The 13,737-nt window shown below is 54.9% G+C and carries 9 protein-coding genes; 2 read left to right on the forward strand and 7 right to left on the reverse strand.

Annotation, left to right across the window (positions count from 1 at the left end; all coding sequences use genetic code 11):
* Positions 1 to 187 precede the first annotated feature (187 nt).
* On the forward strand, positions 188 to 1,864 hold the full coding sequence (locus AC07X6_RS15325; RefSeq protein ID WP_494791528.1) for an anti-phage dCTP deaminase: 1,677 nt from the start codon (positions 188 to 190) through the stop codon (positions 1,862 to 1,864).
* Positions 1,865 to 2,707: 843 nt separating this feature from the next.
* Here AC07X6_RS15325 and AC07X6_RS15330 read toward each other — a convergent pair.
* The 6 genes from AC07X6_RS15330 to glmS form a co-directional block, all read right to left on the reverse strand.
* The gene (locus AC07X6_RS15330) at positions 2,708 to 5,311 is read right to left on the reverse strand and encodes a GAP1-N1 domain-containing protein (RefSeq protein ID WP_494791529.1); all 2,604 of its coding nucleotides are present in this window, start codon (positions 5,309 to 5,311) and stop codon (positions 2,708 to 2,710) included.
* A gap of 4 nt (positions 5,312 to 5,315) precedes the next feature.
* Positions 5,316 to 6,158 (reverse strand): TRAFAC clade GTPase domain-containing protein, encoded by an 843-nt coding sequence (locus AC07X6_RS15335; RefSeq protein ID WP_494791530.1) that lies wholly within the window; start codon positions 6,156 to 6,158, stop codon positions 5,316 to 5,318.
* Positions 6,155 to 6,931: a TRAFAC clade GTPase domain-containing protein gene (locus tag AC07X6_RS15340; RefSeq protein WP_494791561.1), complete on the reverse strand. Its 777-nt coding sequence runs from the start codon at positions 6,929 to 6,931 to the stop codon at positions 6,155 to 6,157. The genes AC07X6_RS15335 and AC07X6_RS15340 overlap by 4 nt, the downstream gene beginning before the upstream one ends.
* Positions 6,932 to 7,173: 242 nt before the next feature.
* A complete protein-coding gene (locus AC07X6_RS15345; protein ID WP_494791531.1) occupies positions 7,174 to 8,202 on the reverse strand; it encodes a GTPase-associated system all-helical protein GASH in 1,029 nt (342 codons plus the stop codon).
* Positions 8,202 to 9,566 carry a metallophosphoesterase gene (locus AC07X6_RS15350; protein WP_494791532.1) on the reverse strand — a complete coding sequence of 455 codons (1,365 nt, stop codon included), beginning with the start codon at positions 9,564 to 9,566 and terminating at the stop codon, positions 8,202 to 8,204. Before AC07X6_RS15350 ends, AC07X6_RS15345 begins: the two co-directional genes overlap by 1 nt.
* Before the next feature lie 659 nt (positions 9,567 to 10,225).
* Positions 10,226 to 12,055 carry a glutamine--fructose-6-phosphate transaminase (isomerizing) gene (gene glmS / locus AC07X6_RS15355; protein ID WP_474293800.1) on the reverse strand — a complete coding sequence of 610 codons (1,830 nt, stop codon included), beginning with the start codon at positions 12,053 to 12,055 and terminating at the stop codon, positions 10,226 to 10,228.
* A gap of 161 nt (positions 12,056 to 12,216) precedes the next feature.
* Between glmS and AC07X6_RS15360 the strand changes: the two genes are divergently transcribed.
* Positions 12,217 to 12,690 (forward strand): Lrp/AsnC family transcriptional regulator, encoded by a 474-nt coding sequence (locus tag AC07X6_RS15360; RefSeq protein ID WP_230540090.1) that lies wholly within the window; start codon positions 12,217 to 12,219, stop codon positions 12,688 to 12,690.
* Between the two features lie 315 nt (positions 12,691 to 13,005).
* On the opposite strand, the gene AC07X6_RS15365 is transcribed toward AC07X6_RS15360, so the two are convergent.
* Entirely contained in the window at positions 13,006 to 13,710 is a 705-nt protein-coding gene (locus AC07X6_RS15365) for a response regulator transcription factor (RefSeq protein ID WP_494791533.1), read from the reverse strand.
* Positions 13,711 to 13,737 lie beyond the last annotated feature (27 nt).

Genomic DNA, 13,737 nt, shown 5'->3' on the forward strand with positions numbered 1-13,737 from the left:
TGATCACATAAGTCGTACGAGCTGGGCCATAGAAAAATACGCGGTCTGAAAAAACGATTTTATACAATCAATGCCACGAAAACGCTGCAATTACTAATAATTAGAAATTACGGTAAAATAATTTTATTTTCTAATAATTAATAAAATCCCGACATAATTGTCATCGTAGAATTTTCTTGAGAAATTGATGAGCGCACAGATTAAAGAACCCCCTATGAAAACGAGCGGCAAGGCGAGCGGATCCATTGTGGGTCTTCTGGAAAGCCGTGCGTCAAAGGAGTTTGTGATTGGAGTGATGGGCGCTGTAGGTTGTGGCTTAGCGCGCATTGTCACTGAGTTCGAAGTACAGCTGATCAAGCTCGGATACCAAGTCGTCCGTGTAAAGATGAGTACTTTCATAGCCTCTCAGATCCAAAATCAGACGGTGACAGTACCTGCATCGGACATGGAAAATCGGTATCTCAAGTACCAGAGTGGCGGAAACGAATTGCGCAGACTCTACGGACATGAAATTATGGCCAAGTACGCTATCAATCAGATTGGTCGAAATCGCCTTGCGATTGACCCAGATTTGAAAGATTTAACAAAAGAGCCGCCAAGGATTGCCTACATTATCGATCAAATTAAACATCCCGATGAGGTTGTATTACTCCGTACGGTCTACCGGAATAATTTTTACTTGGTTGGGGTTATGAGTTTGGAGGCCAACCGGAAGACGCGTCTAGAGGACGAAGGTCTGACTCCTGAGTTGATCGAACACGTCGTCAATCGTGACCGTAAGGAGGGACACAAATTTGGCCAACAACTGGAGAAGGCGTTTAAGCTTGCCGATTACTTTATTCACCACCCATTAGGAGTGGAAAAAGCGGTTCCAGATCAGGTCGAACGTTTCATACATTTGACACATGGCGACAACGCGATTACCCCTACTAAGCATGAGCATGCCATGTACGTCGCCTACTCAACAGCCATGAAATCCAGTTGTCTATCTCGGCAGGTTGGTGCTTCGATTACAGATATTGCCGGCAGGCTGATCGCGGTGGGTACCAATGACGTTCCGCAGTACAAAGGTGGGCTTTATAGTTCTGAAAATCCTACGGATGATCGGTGTTTCAAGACACACAAGATTTGCGAAAACAACGCGGAAAAAAAGCGTAGATTCGCAAAAATAAGGCTCGGGATTGAAACTAAGTTTGCTGAGGTTTTCAAAGACCCGGAGATGGCAACGATTGCAGATGCGAACGTCGAGGCCATTGCTAACTTCGTCTACGAGCAATCTGGCATTCCCGATCTAATCGAGTTCTCGCGCGCAGTGCACGCCGAGATGGATGCACTTATATCGTTGACCCGGGGCGGTGGCGGCTCGACGGTAGGGGGAAGTCTGTACGCAACAACGTTTCCTTGTCATAACTGCGCTCGACATATCATCGCTGCTGGAATAGATAAAGTTTTCTATATCGAACCTTACGAAAAAAGCCTCGCTCCCGAAGCGCATAAAGATGCAATTGAGGTTTTAGATCACGACAATGACTCCGCCACGAATCCACCGGTCCAGCATACAAGACTAAGATTTGTTCATTTTTCTGGCGTAGGACCGCGCATGTACACTGATTTTTTTCAACGAGAGACGCGGAAAAATGACTACGGTGACTTCGTGCCGAACAGGACAATCAGTGGCGAATATCCTATTAAAATTATTCACGAATACATCGACCCACATCGCGTTTTCGAAGTAAAGGTCGCTACGCTTTTCGACGAGGAATTTCCGGCAACGACGCCCGGCCCAGTTGTTGTCGCAGTAGCCGCACCTGTCGTGGCGTCAAGCGTTGGTGGAACAACTTCTGGTGCTGCGAACGAGTCTTAAAGAAGCTGACTCTGGACAACCTTGTTGCGTAGTTTGTAATTTTTTTCGTAACGAACGAGCATGAATTTAGCATTCTGCTAAACTGAAGTTCAGTGCCTAAGTCATGTATAATTTATGACTTTTATAAATTTGTGCAGGTAAGTGTGCTTACACAACGGAGCTTACATGTTCAACAGCATTCAAGACAGCAAGCAACTATCACTGAACTTCGAATTCAGTCAAGCGGAAGCGTCGTCGGCACAGACAATCTCGGTCCCTACAGTGATGTCGGCCCGTTCGCATTTAGAGTTGGTTGTAAACAACCGCACTAACGGTTCCCGCCTTTCTCCTGATTCGGTTGAGATTACTCGCATTTTGGCTGGGCAAGCTAAGATGCTAGGTTGGTAGCTTAAAGGTGGCTGCGGATAAACTAACTTAGCCTATCCGCGCACGCTTCTCAGACTGAGAAGCCCCGCTCCCCGCGGGGCAGAGAGTTTCCCAAGACACCGACTGACAACGTGTCAGTCCTGAAGTCCTCTGCTGCTTTGAAGAAGCTCACATCTCGTCTTTTCCAAATCACGGCATGCCAGCGAGGACGATTTGGACATGAGACGGCCACGCTCTAACATCCGACGAATCTATGTATGTCGATTACTAGGTCCTATAGCTCCGTAAGTCTGGAAAGTGGCACTCGCGTAAGGCGTCACCAAGCGCATTTTATGATCGCGTATCCAAGTCATCAGCCTTATTTTGCATCGTCATCCTCTGGATACTTGCCAATGAGATTTTCCAGTTAGTTGAGTTGGATCCGAAGTTCGACCGATGAGAAGCTGCGGTTCAAAGATCAAACTGGTAGGATCTGCCTTAGCGGATTTCAGCAATCGTACGTTTGACCAAACGTTGACTGTTCTCGCCCAGACGTCCCAGGTCATTCGCTATCCGCTCAAGGTACTCCTTGCCACCATAAGACCACGCCACCCGTTTGAGGACCTTGGCAACATCATCACATCGACATGCAGTCAGAGCTAGATCACCTGGCCTCCAAGAAGACGACATGAATGCTTCGACCAGCTCATGACGCGCAATCTTGCTGCGATCCCAATCGAGAAGGGGTACGAACCTCAAAAAATCAGATACGTCATTGGCCTTGGCCAATTCTAGATAGACTATAGGAAACAAGGCCGCGATCATAAGCGAGACTGGTTTATGACGAGCACGAAGCAGTGATGGTGTGAGCCAGCCAGCTGCGTCGACTAAAGCTTTGCGCGATGTCTTCTCCGCATCGAACATAAGAGAAGCGCAGGCGTTGCTAGCGATCTCAGTCAGATCGATAGCGCGTCGCCCATGCAGAGCGCGGGCAATTTCATCAACAGCCTCAACGATACGTCTACGGGCGGCCGGTGGAGCCTTATCAAAGGCGATAAGGTTCCGACTCGCAATCTCGTCATCAATGCCACGCTCCAACCCCGTCCTGGCTGCCCATCCTCCGTCAAGTCTAGCACCGAGAATACCGAGCAGCATGGACAGAAGCGATACTTCGTGATCATCGAACCGGTGGCGCAGGCACCTTCCTATCACCCGTCCCGCGATATCGAACTTCAGCGCATCGTCGACCTTCGGGATTACAGATCGGATAACATGGATATACACGCTCAAGGAGAGACTGTCTTGTTCCAATGCTCGCACCAGCAGGTCGATGGCGTCTGCTGGCAAGCGCTCAACCACACACTCTCCGATCACCCGGTTGGAAAGTAGAGCCGAGAACTGCGCATTGTCAGCGCGCTGAAGCGTACTTGCAAGCATCGTACTGGATTCCGTTTTGGAAAGGCGCTTTTCGTCCAGAATCCAAAGCATGTCCTCTTCGATGGGCTCAACTGTTCGTGCTAGCAAACCATCTCTTCGTGCCGAGGCGCCAAACGAAAGTAGGACATCCCGAACAGCCGGCAAGCTCCCGATTCCGCGCGCCCGGTCAATGAGCACGGCGCTAAGTTGTTTCGCCTGGAAGTCGTTGGCGTCCCCCAGCCTACGCAGTTCTGCAGCGATGCCCTGTTGATCGAGCCTGCCGAAGATTGGCAGTGCGGCGGACAGCTGATGATCATCGATTAGAAAGGGAAGCAGCATCAACCCGGCCCTGTCTGCAAGGTCTCGGTCGACTTCAACTAGGACAATTCCCATCCTTTCGATGAGCCCGTCATCCACAGCGACACGACGAGTCAATGCTCCACCTTGTGAAACAAGGCGAGCAACGATGTCCATCGGCGCCCGCGCAAGCATTTGCTCGACGTACGGCGCCGATCCGTTGCCGAGACCTATTGCGATGCTCTGAATCAAGCCGTCGATCGCTCCTTTGGGGTCGGGCTGTCGCAACAGGGTAACCGCGCTATCTGGCGAACGCTCAGCGAGACGTTCTGCCAACTGCTCGACCGCCTTCCGGCCCTCTGGCATGTCATATCCCTGCATCTTCCGCGCAATTGCGCCAACAAAGTCCCACGCGTCATCAAGGGAAAGACTGCTCGCTGCCTCGCGTGTAGCTTGGGCCAATCGAGGTTCCAGTGATTTCACCGCCACCGCGTTGCTCACCATCCCCGAGTTTGCAATGTCCAACAGCCCCAAGGCAGCGGTTGGCATTCGATTCAGCTTCTCAAGTAGCTCGTCCCACAACAGCGCTACGCGAAGGGCAGCAGCGCTGTCTGCGTCACGCTCGCCCAGCAGGTCGATCTCACGATCAGATAGCAGCTTCGGTACAGTATCCTCGAAAACACGACGCATGATCGTCCCTGTCCACCTATGCCGATCACTCTGCGACGAGCGACCGTCTACACGCCGCCCTGGCCAGTCAGAGAACTTGGCCTTGGCATTTGACGGCGCGAAGACGAGATCAAGGTCGCGGCCTCCGACCTTTCGAGGTGACAGGGCGAATGTCGAAAGTGCGAACCGCCGCCGGATGTCTGGCCACAACGCGGTAAGTAGACGCAAGGCGATCAGCTCGGGATCAGGTGCGTCAAACACCACCACTGGCCTCGGCTCTTCGAGAAAAAGCGCCTCAAGCAGCTCGCTTGCTCTGAAGTGGGGAACAGAAGGCAGTGGTTCGTCACGCGTCTCCTCCAATTCCATTGAAATCGCCTCCGATTCAGTCGGCAGTTCGACCGAACTGAGTAAACGGAGGATGGAGATAAGCGGAGGACTGCGGGACCAGGCTAGAGTATTGATCAGCACGCTCTTGGTCCGGACACAGCCGGCCCGAGGAACGCCTAGATCCTGCCATGTCCTGGCAACGACGTAGTGAGTTCCACTCGGCAGTGGATACGCAGACAGGTAGGGGACGAATTGCTCCTTTGGACGTAAAGGGCCAGCCACATCGGAGAGGCGATCCACAACCGCCTGATCGTCCTTGGGTAGTACGATGGAGGACGCAAGAAGCTGGTGCCCCTTGCGATAGCCGTGGATCTGTACATCGGCGGTGATCATAGTTTCAAAGCCCCACTGCCCAGGCAATCGGGAGGGTGACGTCGGCATCCTTCCGCCACTTATCTCCATCACACACGGCAACCCATCCTTGACCGTCAAGACCCACCTCTAGAAAAGCCTGTCGATATGCAAGATCATGCTTCAGATCGCCACCGACGATACTAAGGCCGAATATCTGAACGTCTAGATCCTCCAGGTTGGCCAACTTGCCAGCGACGAGTGGATATTCGCGCTCGAGATAGGCCACGGGACCTTGCTCGAACTTGCCCGCATCGACCCTATCCCATGCGGCGACTACAACTGAGAGGCGTGGAAGCCCACCGTCCTCCCGGTCGGCAAGTGAGTCTTCGAGATAGCGTATCAGCTCACACAACATCACCTGCGTTGGAAGACCCTGATCTTCCTCGTCACCGATCTTCTCCAGCATATTGCGTGACGTCACCCAGTCGAGAGGCCGGACGTCTTGGTCAGAATCAACGCGTACGAAGAGTAGCGCCGCGTCCGCCCGTCGCAGTTCGTCCATCCAGTCTGGGGCAATTTCGTTGTCGATGACGGCATTGCGCCAAAGCTCCCCCGACATGTCGGGCACGATAACCCGTGATCGAGGTCCGTCCCTCTTCGCTGCGACAACGACTTCGAAGTCGCGACGCGTGTCGCTGTGTTCAGAGCGAGGTGCGAATCCTCCTTGGAAGAGGTGATCAGTGACCTCGAGTACAAATTTGATGTCTTCAGGCTGTTCTGCCGCATGCAGTGCCCCCGTCCCATCCTCCAAGGCACGCCATAGACGACCGATATAGTTGGTCTTTCCCGAGTCAGGCCCGCCAAGTAGTATGATTGATCGGCTCATCGGTCTCTCCTGTAGCTCAGATAAGCGCGGTCGCTCTCAGTTGGCTCGGTCGATTGCCAGAAGGTTGGTCGCTCCGTCGGTTTCCCTACGGTCATATCAATCAATTCGGCGATACCGAATCCTGCCGGTACTAAGTCTTGTTGGTCAGAGAACGGGGCGATACCCACTATCTCAGCCTTCGCACCGCGTCGGATAAATTCCTTCTGCAGGCGACTTGACACGTCGTCTCCAACAATATGCAAATCACGATGGGTCACCACAATCAGCAATCGTGGTACGCGACCGTCCAACATAGTATTCAAACGTCCTACAAGCTGCCCCACACGAGCGATGAGTCCTTGACGCTTCTCGATGTCGGCAAGAGTGCGGCCATCAAGCACAATCCAAATTACCTCAGCTGACTTTATAAAATCTAACCTATCAGATCGCGCAGTAGTAACAAGCTCCTGTGTCCATTCTCCCGGCACGTCAGGTAGCGCCAGATCGACACGCCTCCCATCCGAAAGCCTGATAAGCCTGAGGTGAAGGAAACCCGGGCTACGATCGTCCGCCAACTCAGTGTGGACGGTCATCTGTTCCGGCGCTTGACCGTCGTTCCAATCGCGAGCACCACCCGCGATCTCCTCAAAAGCTGCGAGGCTCCTGCTGTCCGCGAAGGACCACCCGTCCAACATCGCATGCGATACGAGCAGGTAGAGACTGGCCAAACATGCCGTTTTTCCCGATTCGGGATCGCCCAGGATACCAACCACATTGACGTATCTGGTACTCATCAAGCTATTTAGATCCTCTAATCCGAGTGATCGGCTAGAAGCAAACGCGCTCATACGCACTGGCTGAACAAGTACAGGGGAACCCAGCCGATCGGAGGACTGTGATGTTACTTCGCTATATTCGGAGGCATCTGCAGATACTGCGTTAGAGGGAACACGGTTAGCGCAGGTTAACGGATCGCGCTCGAGTGCGCAACTCCTGGTTTCATCAACTGTACATCCTTCGAATCGGCAAGATCCGCTCATATCTTGCCCGCGCCCTGCGACATCAATCTGGTGAATGTTGCTTCCAGTAACGCCCGTTCCCCCCACTCCGAAACACTTCGCTTCAAAGACGCCCCAGATTCGTCCAATTCGCCAGTGGCCAACGCATGGAGGAGCGGAAATACGGTGGGATGAGCAAGGACATTGGCGTTGATAAATGCCGTGCTGAGTACGGCACGGTCTTCACCGATGATGGCAAGTAGCTCCGCCAGATTGAGTTCTGGATTCTGGTCTAACGTACGAAGAACGATCTCGCGATGCACATCGCAGGGAAGGCGGCGAAGCATGCTTGCACCTTCGATACCGGCGGCAATGATCCGTGTCGGCTCGGCAATCTCGGATAGCTGTTTTTTGAGCAACCGGCTGCGTCCCAACTGTACCCACCACAGGAAGTCAAGCTCCTCACGATCAAGTGCGGCGTTGCTACGCAGCGCGTCAACCGTATTGGCTATCACTTCCTTGAAGTCATTGGTCGCCATATTCTCGGCGTCAATAATAATCTCTACATCGGATGGATCGGGGACAGCCATCCGCGTTCTTGCTTTATCGGCCGATGTGGCGCTCCTGCCGGCCGCCGCGCTAAGAACTTCACGACGCAGATTCTCACGCCTTTCGGTCTCCAGTACCGGTTGATACGCGAGTGCAGACCAAAGTGCAGCCGCATATACATCGGCATTACCCCATCCCGTAACACCCGGAACGGCGCTTAGGATGGAAACCATCGCCATGCCAGCACAAACGCCAACGTCTAGAGGACGCTCTTCATACAGAAATGAGGGCGACTTCTTCTGAATGGCTGCCTGAACCTTATCACCTAACTCTTGAGAAGGAATACCTTCACCACCAAGAGCCGCAGCAATATCAGCGGCCTTAGTAACGATGCTCGTAACAGTTTTTTCCTTCCCAAAACTGGTTGCGAGGCTAGTCGCCGCCGCGCGTCGGGACTCCACATCGCTATCGTTTATAGCGACGGCGCAAATCCGCATGTGAACCGCAATATTGTTCATTACCTTGTCTCGTCCTTCCGCTCGCCAATTAATTGATCGATCATTTTTTCAATCTCATGCAACTTTTCATTCCGGACAAGCATGTCAAACAACTTACGCTCCAGTCCTTGCGACATCCGCTCATTAAAGTTCTCCGGAAGCGCATCCAGCTCAACGAGAATACGGAGGCGCTCCCCTTCGAACAGGTCACGGAAGAACCGGAGTCGAGCAGTCTCATAACCTTCCACCTTCGGTTGCATAGGCTGCGGCCCTCCTTCCAAAGACTCCACCGGGACCATCTCGATGGTCGGCGCCATGGACGATGTACTCCCTTCGGCAATTGGTGCATCTGCAGGCTGGTCGTTAGTTGACGCATCTGGACGGCCCGCCTTACGAAAGAACGGGGATGCCAACCGGAAGTTGGGATCCTTCCCGCCCAGACGTTTTTCATCTGCCTCAAAACAGGTTCGCTGTGCATTCCACGCCCTAGGGTGCATGGTCACTGACAATCCATCGAGTTCTTCATCCCAGTCGAATTCGATAATGTTATAGGTGAAGGTGAAGATTGCGTCGGACTTATAGGGGACAGTAGCGCCGGCGGAGAGCATCATCAAGTCACAGCCCGCCTCGACATTGTCGACCGACACCTTTGGGTCGTGTTCATGGCCCGATATAAAAACCCGAGCACGACTACGAATGTATTCCCGCACTTGATCTTGATCTTTGTACCAGTTCAAGGGGTGATGAACAAGGACAATATTTTCCACACCATTTGTGCGAGGGATGATGAACTGACGCGCACCTATCATTAACTCGGGGTGCTCATCTCGCTCTTTACCATGGCAAAGCAAGGAAGAATTGAACCTAATGAAGCGTATCGCCCGCCCAGGCGCAAGGTTCACCTCCATCTCGGACGCAAAGGCACCTTCGTTGTTGAGGGGACAGTTGTAGCCGAAGCTGAAGCGGCCATAGTCCTCGAACCGAGCGAAGAGCGCTGCACGGTCCGTTGAATTGTTAAGGATATCCTCGTATTCTTTGGTGCCGCCCACACGAATATGGTCGAGAATCTGCTTTCCAGAAAACGACAGCTTTGATCGGTCAAGATCATGGTTGCCCGGCACCATCTGAACACGGTGGATCTCCACATCGATACTCGCCGCTAGTTCATCAAGCCATTTGCCTGCGTCCTCATATTCCGCCCATGTTCCAGACTGGGCGATATCGCCAGTGACCAATATGCCGTGAGCAACCCCGCCAGCTATACTCGAAACGACCTCCTTAGCATCGGAGATCAACTGTTTTTTTACGTCAGCATGGATGTGAACTCGATCATCCATTTCCTGGCCAAAATGGATATCAGAAACGTGAACGAAAACTGCCGGCATATGCCCCCTAATCTGCAGCCTATGAGGCTATCAATATCGCATGATACCAGATGAGCAATTTTTATTATCTGCAATTGCTTCTTAATATGAAGCGGCAGCCAAGATGTAATGCGAGGACTAGGTATTTAGCGCGCATGACTTTTTGCCCCAGACGACCAGTCTTGGCTAAACTAGTTAAAAACCTAAGAATCGTTGTTGCATGCCATCTAGCCTATGGCCAATGTGGCTCAGCTAAAAATCGACGTTGTAGGTCAATTTAACGTAAGCGCAAACAATATGATCAGTGTCGACGCACGCTAACGTACTGACAGTCACACAATTTTCGACTTGGGCTTTAATGGCTCTTTTACGATTTATGAGCAAGAATACCTCGTAGCATCTTACGGGTAACAACGAGCACACCAGTAAAGCACGATCACATCCACGCAAGCCGCATCTCCGTCAAGGGGACAACCTGTGTTCCCCCCTTGAATTTTAGCTGCTCTCAGCGACTTTAAATATGAAGAAGTGGCGGCGCCACTTAACGAATCGACGGCAGCTGTGCGTTTACTAAACTAGAAAAGCCGTGTGACAAACATAATTTAGCGTGTGACAGACATAATTTAATCTGTGACAAACATAATTTGAACTACTCAGGCCCGGGGCGGCCCCCGCCAGGCTTACTCCACCGTCACCGACTTCGCCAGATTCCTCGGCTTGTCCACATCCGTGCCGCGCGCCAGGGCCGTGTGGTACGCCAGCAATTGCAGTGCGACCACGTGCAGAATCGGCGACAAATCGCCGTAGTGCTCGGGCAGGCGGATGACGTGCAGGCCTTCGCCGGAGCTGATGCGCGAATCGACGTCGGCAAAGACGTACAGCTGGCCGCCGCGGGCGCGCACTTCCTGCATGTTCGATTTGAGCTTTTCGATCAGGGCGTCGTTCGGCGCGATGGTGACGACCGGCATTTCATTCGTCACCAGAGCCAGCGGGCCGTGTTTCAGTTCGCCGGCCGGATACGCTTCGGCGTGGATGTACGAGATTTCCTTCAGTTTCAAGGCTCCTTCCAGGGCGATCGGATAGTGCATGCCGCGGCCCAGGAAGAGGGCGTTTTCCTTGCGCGCGAATTCCTCGGACCAGGCGATGATCTGCGGTTCCAGCGCCAGCACGGAAGCGATGGCGACGGGCAGGTGGCGCATGGCTTTCAGGTGCGCCGCTTCCTGCTCTTCGCTCAAGCGGCCGTTGACTTGCGCCAGGCACAGGGTCAGCAGGAACAGACCCGCCAGCTGCGTCGTGAACGCCTTGGTCGACGCCACGCCCACTTCCACGCCGGCGCGCGTGATGTAGGCCAAGGCGCATTCGCGCACCATGGCGCTGGTGGCCACGTTGCAGATGGTCAGGGTGTGCTGCATGCCCAGGCTGCGCGCATGTTTCAGGGCGGCCAGGGTGTCGGCCGTCTCGCCGCTTTGCGAAATGGTCACCACCAGCGTGTTCGGGTGCGGCACGCTGTCGCGGTAGCGGTATTCGCTGGCCACTTCCACGCTGACGGGCACCTTGGCAATCGCTTCGATCCAGTACTTGGCCGTCATGCCCGCATACGAGCTGGTGCCGCAGGCGAGGATCAGCACGCGGTCGATCTGCTTGAAGATTTTATACGCGCCGTCGCCGAACAGTTCCGGCATGATGGCCGTCACGCCTTCGAGCGTGTCGCCGATGGCGCGTGGCTGTTCAAAAATTTCCTTCTGCATGTAGTGGCGGTACGGGCCCAGCTCGGCCGCGCCCGTGTGCGCGTGCACGGTTTTGACTTCGCGCTCGACCGGCTTGCCATCGACGTCGACGATCCAGCAGCGCGACAGTTGCAGGTCGACCACGTCGCCTTCTTCCAGGTAGATGATCTGGTCGGTCGTGCCGGCCAGCGCCATGGCGTCCGACGCGACAAAGTTTTCACCATTGCCCAGGCCGACGATCAGGGGCGAGCCCTGGCGCGCGGCCACCACGCGGTGCGGTTCGTCGCGGCAGAAGACGGCGATCGCGTACGCGCCGTCCAGGCGTTTGACGGCCTGCTGCACGGTTTCAAATAGATCGCCGTTGTACATGTGCTCGACCAGGTGGGCGATCACTTCCGTGTCCGTCTGGCTCTGGAAGACGTAACCCAAGGCCGTCAGTTCGGCGCGCAGTTCATCGTGGTTTTCGATGATGCCGTTGTGCACCAGCGCCACGCGGGCGTTTTCTTCCGTTGGAGAAAAGTGCGGGTGGGCATTGAAGGAAACAGGGGCGCCATGCGTGGCCCAGCGCGTGTGGGCGATGCCCGTAAAACCGCTCAAGCCTTCTTCGCCGATCTGCTTTTCCAGCTCAGCCACGCGCGAGGTGGAGCGCGAACGCTGCAAGCGGCCATCCGCGTGCAGGGCGATGCCGCAGGAATCGTAGCCGCGGTATTCCAGGCGCTTCAAGCCTTCGAGCAGGATGGGAGTGATATTACGCTGCGCTACCGCGCCGACGATGCCGCACATGGAAACCTCTGTCTAAAATTTAATCAATGCAAGCATGCTAATGCAGAGTGCGCGAAATATGCTTTCTAAATCTGTATGTTTTTGACTAAATATTTCATGACCATTTTACGATGAAATATTATTTCATTTAAACTCAATATATTTCACAATTCATCAAAATCATGAGCGAACACAATATTGCCCTCGACGAAATCGATCGTCGCATTCTGAACGCATTGCAACTTGATGCATCGCAAACCAACAGCGAGCTGGCACAAGCGGTGCACGTCTCGGCGCCCACCTGTTTGCGCAGGGTCAAGCATTTAAGGGAAAGCGGCGTCATCGAACGGCAAGTGGCCATCGTCGCGCCGCAACTGGTGGGCGCGCGCCTGACGGCCATCGTGGAAATCACGCTCGACGTGCAGGCGGCGGAACGCATGGCGGAATTCGAGCAGCTCGTGGCGGACGAGCCCGCCGTGCTGCAGTGCTACCGCGTCTCGCCCGGGCCCGACTTCGTGCTGATGGTGCAAGTGGCCGACATGCCCGCCTACCACGCACTGGCGCACCGCCTGTTTGCCGCGCACGCGAACGTGCGCAACGTGAAAAGCTATTTTTCCACGTTTCGCAGCAAGTTCGAGACCCGTATCGCCGTTTGATTTCCTTGGCCTCATTTGTCCACGGCTTGCCCACCGCTTGCCCACAGACTTATACGGCGCTTTTCCACCGCTTATGCTGCACTTGCCCACAGGCTTATGCACAAGCATGACGCGGGCAAGCCATGGCAGCAGAGCAAGGGATGCGCGGGGAAGCAGTGCCAGGCGGCCCGCGACGGCGCCGCACCGGCATGGAAAAAGTGTACAAGCTACTGCCAGGTCAACTTGTACACCGGCTGCGCACAGCTTGCCAACAAGTTAGCAGCCCACTTATCGACAGGCTTATCCACAGCCATTGTGCGATGGCAGGCGGCATACTCAGGGGCGCACTTCGGCGTCGGCATAGAAGCGGTAGCCCGCGTTGCGGGCGGTATTGATGGGCAAGGCCAGGCCCGCGGCCTGTTCGGCCTTGCGGCGCAAGCGGCTGATCTGGGTGTCCAGGCGGCGCTGGTCGTAGCTGAGAAAATCCTCGCCCAGCGATTGCACGATCTGCTGGCGGCTGACGATGCGTTCCGGCTCGGCCATCAGTACGTGCAGCACGGTGACGTCCTGTTGCGACAGCGCAATGGCGCCGCAGCCGGGCGGCAACAGGCGGCGCGGTCCCAGTTCCAGCACCCAGGCCGTGGCGGGCGGCGGCGCGGCGGCGGCGGCCAGCGGCGCGCCGAGGCGCCGGGCCAGCGCGCCCAAGGTGGCGGCCAGCTCGTCCAGGTCGGCGCTCTTGGGCAGGTAGTAATCGGCACCACCGCCCAGTCCGTTGACCTTGTCCTGCGTGGCCCCGCGCGCCGTAAACACGACGATGCCGATGGGATGCCCCTGCGCGCGCAAGGCGCGCACCAGCACCATGCCTTCGCCATCGGGCAAGCCGAGGTCGATGATGGCAATGCGGTGCAGTGCCGGCGTGTAGCAGGCGTGGAAGGCGGCCAGGTCGGCCACGGCGCTGACGCGGTAGCCGCAATCGCCGAGAAACTCCGTCAGCTCGTGGCGCAGCACGGCTTCGTCTTCAAGCAGGATGAGGTTCAACATGGCGCAAGGATAACCGATCGCCGTGGG

This window comes from Janthinobacterium sp. GW460-12-1-14-LB5 (genome assembly GCF_059423585.1).